This window comes from Paenibacillus sp. MABNR03, assembly GCF_050455445.1.
GTDB lineage: Bacteria > Bacillota > Bacilli > Paenibacillales > Paenibacillaceae > Paenibacillus > Paenibacillus xylanilyticus.
This window is the reverse complement of the sequence record NZ_JBCIYR010000004.1, coordinates 303,924-323,893: the sequence shown is the minus strand read 5'-3', so window position 1 is coordinate 323,893 and position 19,970 is coordinate 303,924. Positions and strand designations below refer to the sequence as shown.

Annotated in this window: 18 protein-coding genes; 1 reads left to right on the top strand and 17 read right to left on the bottom strand. The window is 49.2% G+C overall.

Annotation, left to right across the window (positions count from 1 at the left end):
* Positions 1-290: 290 nt before the first annotated feature.
* From AAIH57_RS21225 to lspA, 15 genes are all read right to left on the bottom strand, one after another.
* Complete coding sequence (locus AAIH57_RS21225) at positions 291-1,199, bottom strand: LysR family transcriptional regulator (RefSeq protein ID WP_175396848.1); 909 nt, start codon at positions 1,197-1,199, stop codon at positions 291-293.
* A gap of 134 nt (positions 1,200-1,333) precedes the next feature.
* Complete coding sequence (locus AAIH57_RS21220; RefSeq protein WP_430022888.1) at positions 1,334-2,443, bottom strand: hypothetical protein; 1,110 nt, start codon at positions 2,441-2,443, stop codon at positions 1,334-1,336.
* A 56-nt stretch (positions 2,444-2,499) separates the two neighbouring features.
* The gene (locus AAIH57_RS21215; protein ID WP_430022887.1) at positions 2,500-4,005 is read right to left on the bottom strand and encodes an ATP-binding protein; all 1,506 of its coding nucleotides are present in this window, start codon (positions 4,003-4,005) and stop codon (positions 2,500-2,502) included.
* Positions 4,002-4,712 (bottom strand): response regulator transcription factor, encoded by a 711-nt coding sequence (locus AAIH57_RS21210; protein WP_175396851.1) that lies wholly within the window; start codon positions 4,710-4,712, stop codon positions 4,002-4,004. Before AAIH57_RS21210 ends, AAIH57_RS21215 begins: the two co-directional genes overlap by 4 nt.
* Positions 4,713-4,951: 239 nt before the next feature.
* Positions 4,952-5,872 (bottom strand): helix-turn-helix transcriptional regulator, encoded by a 921-nt coding sequence (locus AAIH57_RS21205; RefSeq protein WP_430023113.1) that lies wholly within the window; start codon positions 5,870-5,872, stop codon positions 4,952-4,954.
* Positions 5,873-6,106: 234 nt separating this feature from the next.
* Positions 6,107-7,516, bottom strand: coding sequence for an MATE family efflux transporter (locus AAIH57_RS21200; RefSeq protein WP_175396852.1), 1,410 nt, complete (start codon positions 7,514-7,516; stop codon positions 6,107-6,109).
* A 286-nt stretch (positions 7,517-7,802) separates the two neighbouring features.
* Positions 7,803-8,666: a carbohydrate ABC transporter permease gene (locus AAIH57_RS21195; RefSeq protein WP_175397077.1), complete on the bottom strand. Its 864-nt coding sequence runs from the start codon at positions 8,664-8,666 to the stop codon at positions 7,803-7,805.
* Between the two features lie 55 nt (positions 8,667-8,721).
* The gene (locus AAIH57_RS21190) at positions 8,722-9,603 is read right to left on the bottom strand and encodes a carbohydrate ABC transporter permease (protein WP_175396853.1); all 882 of its coding nucleotides are present in this window, start codon (positions 9,601-9,603) and stop codon (positions 8,722-8,724) included.
* 56 nt (positions 9,604-9,659) lie between these two features.
* Complete coding sequence (locus tag AAIH57_RS21185; RefSeq protein ID WP_175396854.1) at positions 9,660-10,991, bottom strand: extracellular solute-binding protein; 1,332 nt, start codon at positions 10,989-10,991, stop codon at positions 9,660-9,662.
* A 125-nt stretch (positions 10,992-11,116) separates the two neighbouring features.
* Positions 11,117-11,905: a response regulator transcription factor gene (locus AAIH57_RS21180; protein WP_175396855.1), complete on the bottom strand. Its 789-nt coding sequence runs from the start codon at positions 11,903-11,905 to the stop codon at positions 11,117-11,119.
* Positions 11,895-13,658 (bottom strand): cache domain-containing sensor histidine kinase, encoded by a 1,764-nt coding sequence (locus tag AAIH57_RS21175; RefSeq protein WP_430022886.1) that lies wholly within the window; start codon positions 13,656-13,658, stop codon positions 11,895-11,897. Before AAIH57_RS21175 ends, AAIH57_RS21180 begins: the two co-directional genes overlap by 11 nt.
* 278 nt (positions 13,659-13,936) lie before the next feature.
* Complete coding sequence (locus tag AAIH57_RS21170) at positions 13,937-14,764, bottom strand: carbohydrate ABC transporter permease (protein WP_175396857.1); 828 nt, start codon at positions 14,762-14,764, stop codon at positions 13,937-13,939.
* Positions 14,764-15,630 (bottom strand): carbohydrate ABC transporter permease, encoded by an 867-nt coding sequence (locus AAIH57_RS21165; RefSeq protein ID WP_175396858.1) that lies wholly within the window; start codon positions 15,628-15,630, stop codon positions 14,764-14,766. Before AAIH57_RS21165 ends, AAIH57_RS21170 begins: the two co-directional genes overlap by 1 nt.
* A 24-nt stretch (positions 15,631-15,654) precedes the next feature.
* Positions 15,655-16,860, bottom strand: a complete 1,206-nt coding sequence (locus AAIH57_RS21160; protein ID WP_175397078.1) for an ABC transporter substrate-binding protein — start codon at positions 16,858-16,860, stop codon at positions 15,655-15,657.
* Between the two features lie 297 nt (positions 16,861-17,157).
* Positions 17,158-17,649 (bottom strand): signal peptidase II, encoded by a 492-nt coding sequence (lspA, locus tag AAIH57_RS21155; protein WP_175396859.1) that lies wholly within the window; start codon positions 17,647-17,649, stop codon positions 17,158-17,160.
* Positions 17,650-17,878: 229 nt separating this feature from the next.
* On the opposite strand from lspA, the gene AAIH57_RS21150 reads away from it, so the two are divergent.
* Positions 17,879-18,358, top strand: a complete 480-nt coding sequence (locus AAIH57_RS21150; protein WP_246310951.1) for a heme-degrading domain-containing protein — start codon at positions 17,879-17,881, stop codon at positions 18,356-18,358.
* A gap of 193 nt (positions 18,359-18,551) precedes the next feature.
* On the opposite strand, the gene AAIH57_RS21145 is transcribed toward AAIH57_RS21150, so the two are convergent.
* On the bottom strand, positions 18,552-19,499 hold the full coding sequence (locus AAIH57_RS21145) for a nucleoside hydrolase (protein ID WP_175396860.1): 948 nt from the start codon (positions 19,497-19,499) through the stop codon (positions 18,552-18,554).
* 57 nt (positions 19,500-19,556) lie between these two features.
* A complete protein-coding gene (locus tag AAIH57_RS21140; RefSeq protein ID WP_175396861.1) occupies positions 19,557-19,961 on the bottom strand; it encodes a DUF350 domain-containing protein in 405 nt (134 codons plus the stop codon).
* Between the last annotated feature and the right edge of the window lie 9 nt (positions 19,962-19,970).

Genomic DNA, 19,970 nt, shown 5'->3' with positions numbered 1-19,970 from the left:
TGTATGTGTGGCCATGCCATAAGTAAATTCAAAAAAATTAAGGAAAGACCCATAAAAAATTTTATGGGTCTTCGATTACTAACATATGAATATCATGATTTGTAAGCATAGACGGCCATTTGACCTTCACTGCCGAGTTGTCTTTTGAGCCATTCAGCGTATGTACATCCCTCTTTAAACAAGCACTCACATAGAATTCGTATCATACTGTCCCGTAAAAACCCGCCTTTACGGTCCAAACGACACGAATAATTATACATAATGGCATGCAGCTGCCGAGATGGTTACATCTAATTTCCGTTCAATCCAGTCTGAGTCCCTTCCGTTCTCATCAAATCGATAAAACGGTTCACTGCAGCTTGCTGCAGCACACTTTTCTTATAGACAAGCCATGTATTGCGTCTCACGCTCTGCCCGTCCAGTCGAATCAGCTCCTGCTGATGGAGCCTGTCCGCATCTGTTACGAAGATCCCCGGGATAATGGCGTAGCCAAGTCCATACCGCACCATCTCCTTACAGGTCTCATAGCTATCTACCCGCATCGCCACCGCTGGCGAGCGATCATAGCGTTCATACCACCAGGCGGCCACTGCTTCACGAAACGGACTTATAGCCGCTCCCCCTGCTTTGGTCGCGGGTTCCTGAAAGGCGATCTGCGGCAGTTTGGGGAGTTCATTCAGATCGATGGGTTCCCGGGATACGATACAGACCGCTTCATCGTGCAGCAGATGTTTGCACTCAAACCAAGGGTGCTCTCCCCGAATGACGCCCACCTGAATTTCATCCCGCATTAACAGTTCAATCACCTCTACACTCAGTGCGCAGGTGACGGCAAACTCCACCTCAGGATACAATTCCCTGAATTGTTTTAACAGCGGCGGAAGCTTGTACAATGAGTAATGATTGGCGATCCCGAGTCGCAGTGTTCCCTTGACTTCATTGCGAATATTTGAGAGCTGCTCTTTCACCTGATGGAGATCACTCAGCATTTTTCGGGCGTAGATCGCCAGATGTTCACCTTCAGGTGTAAACCTGGCTCCTTTCAGCGATTTGTCGATGAGCGGTACGCCGAACTCCTTCTCCAGCTGCTGCAAACGGTAAGTCAATGCCGGCTGAGTCATAAACATGCGTTCCGCAGCTCGGGTAAGACTGCTCTCTTCGGAAACGCTCAGCAGCAAACGGCAGTCCTTTTCATCCATGACATGCCCCTCCTTCACTTCTCGTCTCTCCAGTATAACTTACTGCAGCCCTGACAACGTGTCTCTCCTTTAATACTTACCAATCAGCATAAGAAAAAGCCTGTGTCCTTCTGGGACCAGGCTCATCCTGATATTTACTCCGAGATCGTGATAACGGATGTGACAAAGTGGTACGATTCATTCTGCAGCACCGCTTGGGACAGCAGGATCTTGTTGCCTTCCGGGCTCCAGGCAAGCGGATCGGAGACATCGTCCATATCCGCCGAGATCTGGAATTGTTCCGCGGACTCCGTATTGGAAACGAACAGTCCCTTCTCATCATCGTTCTCCGAGTTGATCGTATACGCAATCTTGGAATCATCACCGGACCAGCTGGTGCCAAAAATCTGTGTGCCTCTGGCAAGTGTCGCCTTCTCATTGCCTTCGAGATCGGTAAGCACCAGCGCCCGTTTCGTATCAGCTGTTTTTTTCACAATGGCCAGCCTGGTCCCATCATTGGACGGAATAACCCACTCGACACTTTTCAGCACCTGCTTCATATCACCCGTGGTTGTATCGTATGCATTTAATTGTCCGTCTTCACCGGTAATATAGTAGATCATACTGCCCGAAACCCTGACGCTCCGTACGTTGAAATTGCCTGTCTCGACCAATACTTTCGTTGTACCATCCACACTGGCAGAGACGAGGTCCCCCTTCATATTCGGAAAGACAACATGCTCATTATCCAGCCATGCTCCTTCCTGGACGAAACCATCTTCCTTGCCCGCGTTGACGGTCTCCCCATTATGCAAGTTCAGAAAGAAACCTTTGCCCGTCGATTCCTCCGGCTCCCGGTAGAACAGGTACTGACCATCCGGTGAAACGAGCGGTGAGCCCAGACTGACTTCGCTCTCTTTGAGCGGTGTATCTGTTCCTTTCGTCAGGTCATACATATATAAGTTATGCGGGTATCTCTCCTGGCCTTCAACCGTGACGGGCTTCATTGCTGTGTTTTCCTTGTCCGATACGATCCAGTCATCACTTAGCCAGGCCACACCGCGCATATTGGGCAATTTATCGATTTTCTCCAGTTTGAAGCTCTGGTACACCGACGTATTGGGATTGTCTTTTACGGTAATATCCGTGCCCGTTTTCCCACTCTGAGCATTTCCCTCCGGCTCCGTACTCCCCCCGCAAGCCGCTGCCGACAACAGCGTTAACGCTCCCAGTGCACCCAATGCCGCCTGTTTCCAATTCATCATGGTCCCCCCTGACTTCTCTGCTATAGACCAAGCATACACATGCCATACTTCCAAAGTTATTCAGACTTGTTTCCAACTTGTAAACTTGAATCAGCGAGCGGGAGAACCAGCTGGAACGTGGTTCCTTCCTCATTCTTCGGATCGTTAGGCAGCAGTGTAATAGTTCCGCCCTGCTTCTCTACAAATTGTTTCACGAGCGACAGACCGAGTCCGGTTCCGCCTGTTTTTCTCGCCCTGTCCTTGTTGACCGTATAAAAAGGCTCAAAGATCTTCTCTCTTGCCTCTACCGGAATCGGCATACCCGAGTTGAAAATGCGAATCACTGCCTCACGCGTCTGCAGCCGCTGCTCGCTCTGTACCCGAATGACGCCGCCAGGCACGTTATACTTGATCGCATTATCCAGCAGGTTGATAAAAATATGCATGAGGCTCTCTCGGTCACTGCGAATGACGGCAGGCTGGATGTCCAGCTCCATGCGTAGTGCAAACTTCTCGGCTTTGCCTCGCATGCGTCCGCAGGCATCCTCCAGCAGCGCACCCACCTCTACATCCTCCGCCTGATTCTCGAAGTCGTACTTCTCCAGTGCTGACAAATGCAGCACCTTCTCAACCATCTCGTACAACCGCTCGGTCTCCTTGCCAATGTTGCTTGAGGCGTCCTCAAGTAACTGGGGGTCATCCCGGTACATATCAAGCAGTTCCACATATGCCTTGATCGAGGTAAGCGGCGTTTTGAATTCATGGCTGATGTTGCCGATATATTGTTTCTGCTGTTGTTCCAATGCCTGCAGTTTCTCGATTGCCAACTGCAGCTTCCGCTGCTCTGCATGCATATCTGTAATATTTTGCTGGATGGACGTGCTCATATAATAAATGCCTTGCCCCAGTTCTCCCAGTTCATCTTTGCGTTTTACAGGAGATTCCGTAATGTACTCGCCTTCCCGAATGGAATCGGCCGATTTTTTCAGCCTGGTAATGGCGACGGCGAAGCGATTATAGAATAGGTATCCAAGAATAAAGCTCAATGCAACGACGGCAATACCCGCCCATATGAACAACTGTAAAATCCGGGCATAGAATTCATGGTAGCTCTGGACCGGATACTGCATCCATACCGCACCCATCTGACCATCCGGACCGTCCAGCGGTGCTGCATAGAGCAGCGTGTCGCCTTGTTCATGGTAGGCGATTTTATTTTGCAGTGCATAGTTCAGTGTCTCCTGGATTTCCAGACTTTCACCTGGTGTAATGGACGAGCCCACCTGTGTTCCATTCATGTCATAGAGGGCAATCGGTAGCCCTGTGGAGTTCGCGAGTTCCTGTGCAAGCCTGCGGCCATTTTGCTTCAGAAAGGCATCCGTCTCCAGCCGAATGGCTTCGGTGTAGTAGGCCTGACGCACATTCAAATTGACCAGACGTGTCTGCTGCGACAGAATGCCCTCAATCTGTGACTGCTGGTTGCGTTCGATTCCCCGCAGTACGAGGGAGCTGAGCACCACAACAGTCAAAATGAGCAATGCCGCAAGAAAAACGCTGAATTTCAGCTTGATGCTTACCCTCATGCCGAACCGCCCGGATTGGGAGCAGATGCCTTGTAGCCGATGCCGTAGACGGTCTGAAGCTTTTGCTGATCCGTATCACCAATTTTTTTGCGCAAACGTTGAATATGAATGTCCACCGTCCGCGTGCCTCCCGCATACTCCATGCCCCACACCCGATCCAGCAGATCATCCCGTGTGTACACCCGTTCCGGATTGGACATCAGGATGGTGAGCAGATCGAACTCTTTGGGGGTCAGATCCAGCTTCTCTTCCTTTACCGTCACCGTTCGATGAGCCACATGAATACGCAAGTCACCATTTACAATGGCCTGACTCTTCTGCTCGTCTGCTGGAGGGCTGCTCTTCTCCACCCGCCGCATGAGCGCCTTCACCCGGGCGAGCAGCTCCCGGATCTCAAACGGTTTCGTCATATAATCATCTGCGCCCATTTCCAGGCCAACAATCTTATCCACGATGTCATTTTTTACGGTGAGTAAAATAATCCCGATATCATCGCGGTCCTCCAGTCTGCGGCATACGCCGTATCCATCGAGCCTCGGCATCATCACATCCAGAATCATCACCTGTGGGTGAAATGACGCCACCTTAACCAGCGCTTCCTCGCCATCATTGGCTGTCTCCACTTCATATCCTTCGCGCCGCAGCGCGTAAGCAATGGCACTGACGATACTTGATTCATCATCTACCACAAGCACTTTTTTATTCATCGGATTCATCCTCTATATTGATGTCATAAGTTCCTTATTCCTGGATCTATGTTAACAAGGTCTGGCCGGATAATCCATGAGGACTATACAATCTTGCAAGAAAGCCTGTATCCTCTCAGCTTGGACTTCGCCCCACTTTGTTTATACCCGCACACGACAAAAAGAGCCAATCCGCTATTGGATCGACCCAAGACTCGATATTGCATCAAATTCAGGTTATAGCGTGAATACATGATGAACTATTCCTCAAATGACAAGTTCATCGGCTCATCCGCCATCTCATATTCCGTCGCCATGTGGGTCAGCGGCGTATTTGGATCAACCTCTTCGAAACGGAAGCTGTCCACCCACACTTTGCCTTTGCCGTTCAGAATGACCCCGAATGAAATGACGGCACTGTCCTCCGGCACATCCAGCACGATGCTGTACTGATTCCAGGGCTGTGTGCCCGTGATCGGCCGGTCGTGCATGTTATCAAACTGAAGCACATCTTGTACATTGTTATCCACGCGCATCCATAACCCACAGAACCCATCCACACGTTCGGTCTTCACGAATCCGGATAATTTCATCCGTTTGCCCACATACTTGTCTGCCTTGAACTGCTGCATCATCGTGGCAAACTCATTACTTTCCATTGGTGTAACGGCCTTCAAGTAGCCGGACGCTTTCCCTTGATGCACTTCGGCGGGATCAATGCCCATCTCATAACTTTGCGGATGACTCCCCGTCAGCATCCAACCTTTAACTGTTGACTTCTGATCCATATGTAATTCTCCTCCTCTGGTTTTTCCGGTGAATACCTTCAGATCGAATAATTTGCGAAAACGTCCCGGTGGCATGCCATATATTTTGCGAAAGGCACGGGTGAACGCTTCCTGACTCTCAAATCCGCATGCCAGAGAAATGTCCAGAATACCTGCATCGGTGGAACGAAGTGCAACGGACGCATAACTCATCCGGCGATTCCGAATATAATCCACCACCGTCATGCCCACCTCATTGCGGAAAACCCGATGGTAGTGGTAGGGCGACAGCAGCGCCTCGGATGCCACTTCTTCAAGCCCGATATCCTCATCCAGGTGTGTCTCTATAAAATACAAACTCTGCTGAATCATTGCGCTGTAGCGGTTCAAAATGAAGTAACGCCCCCCTTCCATATCCATACTATACGGGATGGGCCTGAAACCGTTTTGATCAATTTTGCTAAACTTAGAATCGAACTCCCTGGAAACAACAAAGAGCCGGATTAGGGACAACATCGTCCTTAACCGACTCTTCTCGGGTATTGCGGCTGAAGAAGGTGTAAGACACCTTAGAGCTGCATGCATAACCTTCCAGCAACAGATGCTTCTATTCAAACTGAATTAACCCTTTACCGCAGGCTAACGAGATCAGACGGCCGGAACCGGCTGTGCACTAACCTCATCCTCATCATGCTCCACCAGTTCATGTTTCTCCCATGCCCGGCTCTTCCAGCGGAAGTACATAATGACCGCACGTGTCCATTCGTCCGCCGCAATCGCGAGCCAAACCCCGGCCAACCCCAGATGAAGCTTAAATACTAGAAGATACCCAAGCGGCAGACTCATGCACACCATGGAGATCAGTCCCATATATACCGGGAACTTGGCATCCCCTGCCGCACGCAGGGAACCGATAATGACAATGTTGCAGGTACGTCCGGTTTCGAGCAAAAGACTGAGCAGGAGTACCTGAGCACCCAGCTTGATAATCTCCGGGTTATCCGTAAAAATGCCCATTAATGGCACGCGGAAAATAATAATGATCACGTCAATGATCACGGTGGCCAGCAGAGCCCATTTTACACTGTCGAATACACGTTTGTACGCATCATCTTTGCGGCGTGCCCCCACAAGACGGCCGACAATGATGGACGTTCCCATCCCAATCGCCATGCTGAACAGATAAATGTAGCTGGAGATATTGCCCGCATATTGCTTGGTTGCCATGGCTTCCGCACCCAGATAGGTCACGTACAACGTAAATACGAGTTGGCAGGAATGATACACCATGGATTCCATCGCAGACGGAATGCCGATTCGCAGAATTTTGCCGATAAAATTTTTGGACAGTTTAATGTAATAACCGAATTCTACCCGAACCTCACTCACACGGTACAAAAGCCAGAAGAAGATCAGCAGGCAGATGAAACGGCTTCCCACCGTCGAGATCGCTGCCCCTTCCACACCCAGCTTCGGCAGGCCGAAATGTCCAAAGATCAGGGCATAGTTACCAATAACGTGAATGACATTCATAAACACGGATACGTACATGGTTTCCTTGGTATACCCGTGTGTACGAATGGTTGCAGCCAGCGCATTAATGAGGGCCTGCAGGAAAATCCCACCCCCGACAATGCTTATATACGAACGAGCATAATCGTAAATTTCACCTTGTATATTTAAAAGCGACAACAAATGTCCGCCAAACACCAGGAAGATCACGCTCAGGATCAATCCAACCACAAGATTAAGCGTGATGGCATTACCTGTAACCTGAGCTGCTTCTGTGAGCTTTTTCGAACCGATATATTGGGCTACAACAATCGCAGCACCATGTCCAATGACTTCTAGAACAAGAATGGCAATCGAGATAATCTGGTTAGCTGCCCCTACCCCGGAGACTGCATTATCAGATACCGAACTAAGCATGAGCGTATCGACGCTCCCCATCAACATAAACAAGAAGAGTTCCAGGAAAATAGGCCAGGTCAGCCGAATGAGCTTCAGATCCTTGGCATCTGAACGGAGGGACTCTTTGGTCGAGGATATTGCTGTCATTTTCTCACCTTTCCAACGTGGGCTTGATTTCATAGGGTATGTTAGCACAGGTGGTTTGAAAATGCAGTAGTTTTGCGAAAATAATTGAAAAAATTTTGAAATCCCATAAAAAGGTATTTTCATCATTTTCATTAGATGCGTCTTCCGTGCGCCTCGGAGAGATTATGGACGAGGAAACATAACCAATAAAGACCCTTTCATCGCTCGCCGGAAGGAGAGCTGAAAGGGTCTTCAATCTCAGAGAACGCGTATGATGCAGTGAAGTGAAGCACCGAGTCTGTACAACTTAACCTTTGACCGACCCCGCGGCAATCCCCTCTACAATTCGATTGCTCAGGACCAGAAACGCTATCAGGATTGGCAGAATGCTGATCATCAGCGTTGCACCGATCGCCCCCCAATCGGTTGTGTACTGTCCGATGAAGTTTTGCACCCCAACGGTTAAGGTTTTGTACGCATCCGTACTGATAAACGTATTGACGAAAATAAACTCGTTCCAGTCATAAATCATGTTGATGATTGCTGTCGTAGCAAGTACAGAAGCCGTCATCGGCAGCACAATCTGGAAGAAAATCCGATGCACCGAGCAGCCATCCATGACCGCCGCCTCCTCCACCTCTCTGGGAAGAGTATAATAGAATCCGAGCAGAATCATAATCGTAATCGGCATGTTGAATGCAATGTAGGACAGGATAACCGATAGGGGATGATCCGTGAGATTCAGCTTCAGAAACAGGCTGAACAGCGGGATCAGTGTGGAGTGCACAGGAATCATCAGACCCACCATGAACAGCCCCAGCACCAGTGAACGCCCCTTCCAGTGCATACGTGTGATAGCGAAGGTCACCAAACTGGCAAACAGAACCGTGAACACCACTGAAACCACCGTAATCCATACACTGTTGAAAAAGTATAAGCTGATATTGCCTTCGGTCCATACCTTGACATAGTTCTCCCAGCGCGGCGTAGCCGGGAGCGCAAAAGGCGCCATATCGAATACTTCCTGATTATTTTTGAGCGAGAATAACAGCAGCCAGACTAATGGCAATATTTGAAGCAAAGCCACCAGGGACAGGAGCACATACAGCAGGACATACCCGAATCTTCTCAACCATGCCGAACCTGGGCCTGTCTCCGGATGGACTGGCAGCCGAACAGCCGTGTCTGTCTTCACCGAAATGAACCTCCTTTCATTTTACATCGTGTCAGGAATACTGAATCGGTTCTTTCGAGGCTGTCACCTTGCGGAGCAGCCATGTAACGACCAGGCAGATCAGGAGCAGGAAGAACCCTACAGCACTGCCGTACCCAAAGTCAAAGCTGCGAAACGCCTGACGATACATGTAGGAGGCCATCACTTCGCTGGAGCCGTTCGGGCCGCCATCCGTCATGACGTAGATGAGGTCAAAATACTTGAGTGAGCCCACCACAGCCAGCACAATGGTTACCTTGATCACTTCCGTAATCAGCGGCAGCTTGATACGGAATGCAATCTGCCACGGATTTGCGCCGTCAATTCGGGCGGCTTCGACCAGCGACTCCGGGATATTTTTCAGTGCTGCATAATAGATCAAAATATAGAAGCCCGCGTACTGCCACAGAATTGGTACAAACAGCGCATACAGCACGAGCGATGGCTCCGCCAGCCAGGCTGGCGGATTACTTAATCCAATCGCTTCCAGAAACGTGTTCAGCACACCGTTGCTGGGATGATAGATTTTCAGCCATAACTGGGCGATAGCAACCGAAGACAGCAGCATCGGAATCAGATATATCTTTCGAAACAGATTTGCACCCTTGATCTTGCCCGACAGCACCAAAGCAATCATCAGATAGCCGATGAGGCTCAGCGCGGAGAACAAGGCCAGTAAGAAAGTATGATTCGCACTCTGCCAGAACGTTCCGTCCTGGAGCAGCCTGCTGTAATTATCCAATCCAATAAATGTCATTGCACCAATCCCATCCCACTGCATCAAGCCATAATAACCGGTGAGTACGATCGGAATGTAGATTAAGACCAGCAGCAGAAGCAGTCCAGGCAGCACATACAACGCAGCAACCAGACGGTTTGACATGACTCTGTTCAAAACATGATCCTCCCTTCAAGCGTTCAAGCATCCGAGTGGTGTAAGTGAGGGGTACATCAGTTGCCTTTATCAATCGCTGCCTGATGATTTTTCACAAAGTCCTCCGGTGTCACGGCTTTGCCAAACAACGCCTGAATCATATCCAGATGAGCCTGAGCTGCTGCCGGTTTCATCTGCACGTCTGCAAAGAGCGTAAGGCTGCTTGCCTGATTCAACTCATTCAGCAGATCGATATAGAGCTGAGGCAGCTGTACTGCAGCCGTATCGACTTTGGTCGCCGGAATGACCCCAGCTTCGGTCACGGAGCTTTCGCCCCATTTTTCCACAAAATACTGGACAAACTTCTGTGCCTCTTCCTTCACTTTGGAGTTCTGGGCTACAAACAAACCTACGCCCGGTCCACCTACCCAGCTGTTGATGTCGCCTTTGCCTCCGTCAATCGTCGGGAATTTGAAAAATCCAACCTTATCCTTGAATTCCTGCGGAATATCCGGGTTCGTTGTAAAGTTTGGCAATTCCCAAGTTCCCATCAGGTACATGGCTGCCTTCTCATTCATGAATTCGGATTTGCCTTCGTCGTTGGACAACCCGTTAAAACCCTTGTTGAATGCGTTCATATCGACGAGCTTCTGCACTTCTGCCGCAGCTTGGGTCAGAGCAGGATCTTCAAACTTGCCTGATCCGCTAATTGCCTTTTCCAGCGCATCGCCGCCTAAACGATTCGCCAGATACATGTACCAGAGTGAGCCGGTCCACCGGTCTTTATTCCCGAGTGCAATCGGCACTTCGCCGTTCTCGGTCAGCGTGTTCAGCACATTCAGGAATTCATCGTATGTGGCTGGCGGCTGCAAATTATATTTGGCAAAAATAGCTTTGTTATAATAAATGGGTGAGATGTTCAGTTCGATCGGGAGTGCATACGTTTTACCGTCTACAGCATACGCTTCTGTCGTTCCGGCTATAAACTTCTCGCCCAACGATCCATTCAGCAGATCATCGAGGGGCGCAAACAGATTGCCCTTTACATAAGGCTCCAGGAAGCCTGCGGCCCAGGTTACCCCGACATCAGGAAGTTCATTGGATGCGGACAGGATTTTCAGTTTGTTTTTGTATTGTTCGTTCTCCAGCACTTCCTGCTTGATGGTCACATTTGGATTATCCGTCTGATACTGCTGGATAATATCGTTGACCAGTTTGTTCTGCTGTGCAGAACTGCCGGCTGGCCAGAGGTGCATAAATTTCAGGGTCACCTTTCCGTCAGCGCCGCTGCCACTAGTATTACCACCGGATTCATCGCCTCCACCGGAACCTGCATTGTTGCATCCTGACAAAATGACAGCAAGGACCAGCGTCCATGAGAGAAGTAACGCCATCGTCTTTTTGCTCATAATCCCAACCCCCAATAGTGGTTTATCGGTTAATGTAACCGCTTTATAAAAATTGTAGCATGGGCACATTCACTCCATAAGACCAGAATGATTTGGAAAAACTCCACTATTTTAAGGTGTATTTGTTAGTTCTTTTCATGGACAGAATGACGGTATTTGCTGGGACTAAGCCCCTCCAGACTTTTGAATACCTTGATAAAATATTTATCCGTCTGGTATCCAACTCGCTCGGCTACCTCCGAGATGGGCATGGCTGTCTGTACCAGCAGTTCCTTCGCTCTCTGCACCCGTTTGCGCGTCAGATATTCACTGAAATTCAGCCCGACCTGCTCCTTGAACAGTACGCTGAAATAACTGGAATTCAGGTGCAGGGAATCGGCAATTTCACGCATGGTCATGTTCTCCCCGAGATGCGCTTCAATGTAAGCCAAAGCTTCGCCAATCGGCGTATCCCCGCGCTGTTCCCTTCGCTCCCTGACATCGATCAGCTTGGGATCAACCATCTTCTCCATCGTTTGAATGCGCCGCTGCTGTTCATGGACATGCAGTGCCTTCTGTACCGTCTGGAGCAGCTGCTCTTTATCAATCGGCTTGAGCAAATAATCCACCACACCAAGCTTGATCGCCTGCTGGGCATAATTAAAGTCTGCATACCCCGACATAATGAGGACAGCCGGCTTGCCGGGAAACTGCTGAATGGCCTCCACCAGCGACAAGCCCGATAACTCCGGCATGCGTACATCGGTGATCAGGAGGTCTGCAGGCTGGCTGGCGAGCCATTCCCTGGCTTCAACACCACTCGCAGCAGTCTGAATCCGGTTCTTCCCGGCAGACCATTCCTCAAGGGTTTTACGTATGCCTTCTCTTGTACGCGGCTCGTCGTCCACAATCAGAATCGTTTTCTCATGAATCATGTGCAGCCCCCGTTTCCCTCGGAATTTCAAAACTTACGACTGTTCCTACCCCCTCTTCGCTCTCCACTACAAGTTTGGCTGAGTCACCCAATTGGCTGCCAAAATAAACTTTCAGCCGGCGATGCACATTGATCAGCCCCACTCCCGTTCCCTTGGTGGATGCCGCAGGCCCGCCGTCCAGGGCTTGAATAATGGATAGCAGACGCCCCTCATCCATGCCTGGCCCATTATCGCGAACCTCGACGCGTACCCGACCTTCTGCCGAGGAAGGTTCAACACAGATCTCCACCTTTCCCGGTCTTAACGTACTTTCAATCCCGTGCAGTATCGCATTTTCCACCAATGGCTGGATCAGCAGCTTGGGGATAGGCACGCTGCGCAGTTCCTGGCTAAGCCTGATCTCCCACTGCATTCTCTCACCCAACCGCATCTGCATAATGTTCAAATAACGCTCTGCGTGCTCCAGTTCATCAGCTATCGTGACCCATTCATCCTGATGAGGACTGGAGATGATGTAGCGAAACAGCCGGGACATCGCTACCACCATACGGGACATTTCCTCGTCTCCCTTCTCCTCCAGTGACCAATAAAATGCCTCTAACGTATTAAATAGAAAATGGGGATTGATCTGGGATTGCAGCGCCTTCAGTTCGGCCCGGGACTGCATGACTTCCTTCTCATGCACCTCCCGGGTCAATTCGTTCTGCCTGTAGACCATCTGGTTATAAACGTCATTCAGTTCATTGATCTCCATCGTGGAGCTGACCATCAGATTGGGTCTCATCGCCCCCGGCTGTGCCCCGCGCATGGCCCGCATCAGCCGTATCAGCGGACGTGTGATCATCGTGGACAGAAAAAAGGACATCACGAGAAACAGCACCACACCGATGATTCCCGAAACGAGCAAGGCCGTTCTCAGGATCGATACCCCTTCGGTCGTTTCTCCTAGCGGTGTCAGCACAGCAAGTGTCCATCCCGTCAGCTCGGACTTATGCCGAACAACGATATAGGATTCCTCTCCATTCTGAATGACGGACCCGCTGTCCATGATGGCCTCGGGATCAAGGTTAATCTCCAGATTGGAAGTCACCACTTCACCATCTCCGTCCAGCAGCAGGATGGAGTCCTGTAACTCCCCTGTCTCATTCGAATCATTCAGTTGAAAAAAACTGCGCTGCATCCGCACCACAACATAACCCCCATGTTCAAAGGCATGATCCAGCAGGTTGATTCGACGAATGGCGAGAAGGATACCCGGATCTTCAGGGTCAGAGCCTGCCCACACTAATCTGCCTTTGCCTTCGTCCGCTTGGGTGATCCAGCTGCGCTCCACTCGGAGATCCAGGGATCGGTCATCCATCGGGAAAATACGGTTATAACCAGTTGTGTAGATCTCCATACTTTGTGCCCCGTTAATAAAAGATTGATAGCTGCCTGCAATTTGCAGCAGTGCTTGGCGTTGATTAAAGGTGGCCGGTTTTCCCCGCTTCTCGTCACTGAGCAGACGCTGCACGTACGAATCATCCGCGACCTGAGCCGTCAGGGAGTTCACTTGTGCAATGAGCGCATCCAATCGTCCACTGGCCTGTACTGCGGTCTGATGGATATGTTTCTCGGCATTGCTCTTCAATAACGCAGCCACCCGGTCATAGGCCGTCACACCTGCGAGCAGCAGAACGATGAGCATCACCAAGACGAAACCGACGAAGATCTGATTGCGAAGCGAGTTAAAGCGCCCTGTTTTTCCCTGCAACTTCTCCAATTCTCCTTTCTGCATATAAAAGAAACCACCATCTTACGCCTTGCTCTTGAAGACTGAGTACGACCGATGCTGGATTCTTCCATTTATTTAATTAAAGCGCTTGCAAAAAAACAGCTTACTTTCTTTGTTTATCGATTAAACTAACGAATAAAAAATAGCACAGTTTCCTGGGTTAATCAATCCGTTCGAATCGTTCAGAACGCTTTCTTAAAATAAAAAAAGAGAGGAGGACTCTTAGGGTCCGCCTCTCTATAGTCATATCCCTTTATTCATTTAACAGAACCTTGGGTCACCCCGTTAATGATCCACTTCTGAGCAAACAGATAGATGATAATCATCGGCAGCAAGGCCAGCAGGTACGACGCAAACGCCAGGTTGAAGTCGGTATTGAACTGACCTTGGAAGACGTATTGCACCAGTGGCAGTGTGTACTGCGCCGGGTCACTGATAATAATGAGCGGCAGCAGGAAGTCGTTGTAAGTAGACAGACATGTCAGAATACCAACCGTGGCACTGATCGGTGCCATGAGCGGGAAAATGATTTTCCAGAACGTTCCCCAGGTTGTCGCTCCATCCACAAAAGCTGCTTCTTCCAGCGCCACCGGAATGGACCGGATATATCCAACATAAACGAATACGTTAAAGGCGAGTCCATACACCGTATGTAATAAGGTAAGGCCAAGCAGATTCGTCATGTCCAGCGAAGATGTCAGTTTAACAATCGGCAGCATGATGATCGGAAACGGAATAAACATCGCACTGACGAAGTAGTAGTACAGCCCTTTGAAAAACTTCCGTTTCTCCATATTGCGCGCGATCGCATAGGCAACCATGGAGTTACTTAGCAGTGTCAAAATGACGGTAGATGCGGTAACGATGGCACTGTTACGGAACGATTGGAAGAAGTTCGTCATGTCGATGGCGCTTGCGAAGTTCTCCCAGTGCAGTGTTGTCGGGAAGGCAAATACCGACTGGGCCATTTGCTCCGGATTTTTCAAGGCGATCGTTACCGTCATATAGAGCGGGAACAGGATAAACAGCGTTCCCAGAACAACGAGCAGCATAACGAGCCAGTTTGTACGTGTACGGCTTCTCATTACAGATCCATCTCCCTTCTTTGCAGGAACCGGATTTGCAGAATCGAAATCACCGCAATAACGATGAAATAAATAACCGAGTTCGCAGATTGATACGCATATTCGCCGCCTTCAAATCCACCCGTATAGATCAGGTGGGAAATGGATTGCGTCGCCCGGCCAGGTCCCCCGTTGGTCAAGGCTACGATCTGATCGAAGACCATCAGGGAGTTTTTCATGGCCAGCACCATATTAATGGTGAAGAACGGGGCAATCAGTGGGAACGTAATGCTCCAGAATTCACGCCATTTGCCAGCACCATCAAGGTTCGAAGCTTCGTATAGTGTCGTTGGTATCGTTTGCAATCCGGCCAGATACAGGATCGTATTGAGTGCTACCGATTGCCATACGGCTACGATAACGATCCCGATCCATGCCAGACTTTCGCTACCGAGGATGTTGGTCGATAAGGCGCCTATTCCCAGGTTTTGTCCCCAGATTGGAAATACGTTGGAGAACAGATAGTTAAATATGTAACCTACAATCAATACACTCAGGATATTCGGCAGGAAGTAAATGCCCCGGAAAAAGTTGCGGAACTTGATCTTGGCATTCAGCCCAAGTGCGATGAGCAGACTCAGAATATTTGTCAGGATCGTCACCACGATCGCAAACTTGAACGTAAACCAGTAGGCATTGCCCACATTGTCATCCTGGAACAGATTAAAATAGTTTTTGAAGCCGACAAAATCATAACTTTTCCCGAAACCGTTGTAGTTCGTAAAGGAATAATAAATCCCCTGGAGAGCCGGCAGCGTCATAAACACGAAGAACAATACCACCGCCGGAACCGTCATCCAGTAATAGGGTGCGATACGTTTGTTCATACTCCATCCTCCTTTGGACAAGGCTTAACGCCGGTTTGCTACCTTGTCCCATTCTTTGTCGAGTGTATTCAGATAGTTGTCGATGTTTTTGTTTTGCAAAAAGGACTGTACGATGGAATTCAGCTGCACCGCAGCCGGAATGTAGTGATCGGCAAAATCAATAACTTTGCCCTGCTCGATATAAGGCGTCAGCTCCTGAACTGCAGGGTCGTCCTGCTCCACGCCTTCGACCGCCGCAAACAACGTTTGCTCTTCAATGTATTTCCCGATATTTTCAGGTTCCAGCAGAAATGCGATAAACTCTTCAGCCTGTTCCCGGTTTGGCGTATCCGCCGAGATCGTAAACAGGGAGTCAATGCCGTTTACCAGCTTGATCTGGCTTGGATCATTTCCGGTCGGGAACGGGAAGAAACCGATATCCACATTCGGATTCGCTTTGCGAATCTCGGAGATCGCCCAGGTTCCCTGGATATACATGTATGCTTCGCCGTTGGCAAAAGCCCGGTTACCGTCGGAATAGGCCTTACCGAAGTTATCGCCATGACCGTAATTCATCAGTTCAAGCTGTTTCTCGGCCACTTCGCGGTATTTCTCCTTGAAGGTTACCTTGTTCTCGCGTCGATCCAGATAGAAATCAATACCGACCAAGTTAGGTCCGAGTGCATTGAACGGCAGATTCGTCTGCCAGTCATCCTTGTATGTGAAGTAAAACGGAATCTTGCCTGCGTCCTTAATCTTTTGGGCGGTAGCAATCAGCTCATCCCATGTCTTGGGAACATCCAATCCCATTTCCTTAAACAGCGTTTTGTTATACATGATGCCGTTTGCATTTGTTGCATATGGAATGCCCGTCACTTCCTCCATGCCCGTGACATCCTTCAGCATTTGTATGTAATTCGGATCGATTGTCTTGGTCAGCGAGCTGTCCGTCAGATCGGCAAAAATCTCACTCTGAGCCAGAATTGAATATGTATCAGTTGCACCCATGGCCATAATATCCGGCACATCGTTCTTTACTACACGGGTCTTCAATACAGTTTCTGCATCTGGCGGATTCACCTGAGTGACCTGTATATCGGAATGCTCCGCATTGAATGTTTTGATCAATTCGTCAAAGGTTCCTTTGGCTTCGGGTTTGTTCTGGAAGAATTCGATTTGCACTTTGCCGCTTGCGCTCTCCCCGCTTGTACAAGAAGATAGAAGCACAGCCATTATTCCACATAGCAACATAGTCCCGAGTGCCTTGGTAAGCGATGTTCTCATGTTGTACCTCCCTCAGCGTTATATACGTAAAGATATACCCATTAAATTGGTGGAATAACCATTTGGTTAATTCTTCCACACAGAACATAACATAGGGGCGGGTTATTCAACCCTTTATTATTTCTAAAACGGTTTCGGCAAAAATGAATCATGGTGTTGTTTTCCAAGGGAACTGTCCGCATAACAAAAAGAAGGACATTGGATAGTCCAATGTCCTTCCTCATTCAATTTTCACGTAAACACAAAAAATTAATTTCTTTCGCTCTAGGAACGTTCAATTTTGGGCAATGCGCTGCGCAATCGCTTGGCCCGGTGACTCCGGTATGCGCGGATTAACATGCCGATCACCAGGAGTACTACACCGATGTTAATGGCTACATCCGCCAGGTTAAGAATCCCCCGCCCGGACGGAAATACGAGGAAATCCGTGACCTTCGCATAAACAAAACGATCAATGGCATTCCCCAAAGCTCCACCAACCATGAAACCTGCCCCCGCCTGCATCCAGAAACCGCGAATTTCACCTTTTCTCCGGTAATACAGAATACCCGCAATAAACAAAATGGCGACTACGCCGAATAGACGCGCATTCCCCTGAAACATGCTTCCCGCCATCCCGCTGTTCTCGTAATGCTGCAGCTGCATGCCCGAGTCACCGAGCCTCATCATGTCGCCAACTTCCATATACATCCTTACTGCCATCTTGGTTCCCTGATCCACCAGCGTAACCAGCAATGCTATAAAATAAAACAGCATATCGCCTCTCCTCCTGCCTCACTTCGCTTATTCATATCCTATGTTAACCTGTGGGATCTCCAGTGTATGTTCCCTTCACTTTAACACAGCCGAAGTCGTCTCTCCAAATGGATTGGCACGATACCCAAGCAGGGAAACGATTACATTGCCCAACCGTACCCGGCAGGGACCACACCGATCCGTGTCGAATGTAGACATGAACTATACATGTAAAGGGGCTGCCTGTAAATTGAACCTAACGATGACAGAGAAACTAAAGGAAATGCAGCAGGAAGAAACGGACTTGGTATTTCGTACATTCGACTCTGAACGGGCACTCCAGCTCGGACTCCATTTGATCGAGGAAGCAAAACAACGCTCACAGGCGGTTACGATCGACATCACACTCCAAGGACATCGCCTTTTTTTACATGCCATGGAAGGCACTCATCCAGACAATGAGGATTGGATTCGGCGTAAAAACAATGTGGTGAATCACTTCTCCTCCAGTTCATGGCATACCGCTCTTCGTCTGCGCAGTGAGAATAAAACACTTGAACAGGATTTTGGCCTGCCTTCTTCTGATTATGTACTGGCTGGCGGTGCTTTTCCATTAATTATGGAGGACAAGGGACAAGTCGGCACCATTACGGTATCCGGTCTGCCGGATGAGGAAGATCATGATCTGGTGACCACCGGAATCCGCTCATTTCTGTTGCAGCAAAGCTAATCCGCTATACAAAAAAAACACCTGATCGATATGATCAGGTGTATTTGCCATGTCACAGCAATCCTTCCGATAGCACAGACAATCGTTGTCCGGATGATCCGGAAGGATTTTTGCATTCCATAAGTTGATATACATCGCTAAAACTGCCGGACCGTATTACGGTAATCGGGCATATGGTCCAGGTAGTTCCGGTTTATTGAATAGCCGACAAAACGTCGAGCAGCATGGACTTGAATTTGGGCCGATCGATGGCCTCGCATACGCGTACGTTAGGCTCTTTGCCGAAACGTCCATTGATATCCACTACGCTGTATCCACGCGTCAGCTCTCCTGCCGCTTCCACATCCACGTAATACTGTCCTGATTTGGTCATGAGTGATTCGTCTGCGGCAACCGCCATCAGCAATGTATCCGGGTGTGTAGTGCCATTCAGCTTATGTACCGATTTGTTGAACTGCATGACCACTTTGTTGATTGCCGTGAAAAAGTCTGCTCCAGCTGTGCCAAGAGCTGCAATTTCTGCATGATCGTCATCATCCATGACGGAATATTGGGTACACATCTCCCAGCCAACCATCGTTGTTGGAATGCCGGCATGCAGTACAATTTTGGCTGCCTCGGGGTCCACATAGAAGTTGTACTCTGCAGCTGGCGTAATGTTACCCAGTGCATTATTCGTTCCGCCCATAATGTAGAGATGAGCAATCTCCGGAATAATGGTCGGGTCCTTCTGAATCGCCATCGCAATATTGGTCAGAGGTGCAATAGCCAGAAGAGAGATCTCTCCCGGATTGGCATGCACTTTCTCAATGATAAAATCAACGGCATGGCCGCTCTCGGGACGCTGGTCTGCCTTGGGGAAATGCGCGCCGCCCATGCCATCGTCACCATGAACGTCTTCCACTGTACGGTGCTGTGCCTGCCCATAGGCCATCAGTGGACGTTCGCATCCTTTATATACAGGCACCTTGCCGCCATGTCCAGCAACCTGTACGGTGTACAGGGCATTTTCAACCTCTTGGTCAAACTGAACGTTCCCACCCGTAATTGTGATGCCTTCCACCTGAAAGTGGTGCAAAGCCGTCAGGATCGCAATCGTATCGTCTCCTGCTGTATCTGTATCGATGATGACTTTTCTCATGATGCCGCGCTCCTTCTTCCGTTTGATATTCATTCCAAATAAACACTAGGGTTTATTTTACATCAAAAATGTACCGATGACGATGGAAACGCCGATGATAATGGAACGCAGCAGCTGTGCCACCGCCAAATTACCTCGTGCAATTTCATCACACACTCGCATTTTTGGAGTCAGGAAATCAAATATAATATAGACCAGACACAAAATAATGATTCCCAGCGCAGACCATAGCAGCATATCCAGCCACGAATGCGTGGAGAAGGACACCATTCCAACAATGATGCACAGTCCCAGCAGCTTGCTGCCCATGTACATGCCCGCCGCTTCATTTCCTTTGGTGATTTCCTCACTATCGTTATACCGGGTCAATTTGCTAAAAGCAAAATACCCACATACCAATACAACCAGCAGAATGCCAATACCTATCACAACATTCAGCAGGTTCAGCCCCAAGTTTTCCATTCCTACTCC

Coding starts and splice junctions, on each gene's coding strand:
- AAIH57_RS21215 (WP_430022887.1), bottom strand. CDS start 4,005: ATGAGGGTAAGCATCAAGCTGAAATTCAGCGTTTTTCTTGCGGCATTG.
- AAIH57_RS21180 (WP_175396855.1), bottom strand. CDS start 11,905: ATGATTCATGAGAAAACGATTCTGATTGTGGACGACGAGCCGCGTACA.
- AAIH57_RS21160 (WP_175397078.1), bottom strand. CDS start 16,860: ATGTTGCTATGTGGAATAATGGCTGTGCTTCTATCTTCTTGTACAAGC.
- AAIH57_RS21225 (WP_175396848.1), bottom strand. CDS start 1,199: ATGGATGAAAAGGACTGCCGTTTGCTGCTGAGCGTTTCCGAAGAGAGC.
- AAIH57_RS21145 (WP_175396860.1), bottom strand. CDS start 19,499: ATGAGAAAAGTCATCATCGATACAGATACAGCAGGAGACGATACGATT.
- AAIH57_RS21220 (WP_430022888.1), bottom strand. CDS start 2,443: ATGATGAATTGGAAACAGGCGGCATTGGGTGCACTGGGAGCGTTAACG.
- AAIH57_RS21140 (WP_175396861.1), bottom strand. CDS start 19,961: ATGGAAAACTTGGGGCTGAACCTGCTGAATGTTGTGATAGGTATTGGC.
- AAIH57_RS21205 (WP_430023113.1), bottom strand. CDS start 5,872: ATGGAAGGGGGGCGTTACTTCATTTTGAACCGCTACAGCGCAATGATT.
- lspA (WP_175396859.1), bottom strand. CDS start 17,649: ATGCTGTTTTATTTTATAGCATTGCTGGTTACGCTGGTGGATCAGGGA.
- AAIH57_RS21170 (WP_175396857.1), bottom strand. CDS start 14,764: ATGAGAAGCCGTACACGTACAAACTGGCTCGTTATGCTGCTCGTTGTT.
- AAIH57_RS21210 (WP_175396851.1), bottom strand. CDS start 4,712: ATGAATAAAAAAGTGCTTGTGGTAGATGATGAATCAAGTATCGTCAGT.
- AAIH57_RS21185 (WP_175396854.1), bottom strand. CDS start 10,991: ATGAGCAAAAAGACGATGGCGTTACTTCTCTCATGGACGCTGGTCCTT.
- AAIH57_RS21165 (WP_175396858.1), bottom strand. CDS start 15,630: ATGAACAAACGTATCGCACCCTATTACTGGATGACGGTTCCGGCGGTG.
- AAIH57_RS21200 (WP_175396852.1), bottom strand. CDS start 7,516: ATGACAGCAATATCCTCGACCAAAGAGTCCCTCCGTTCAGATGCCAAG.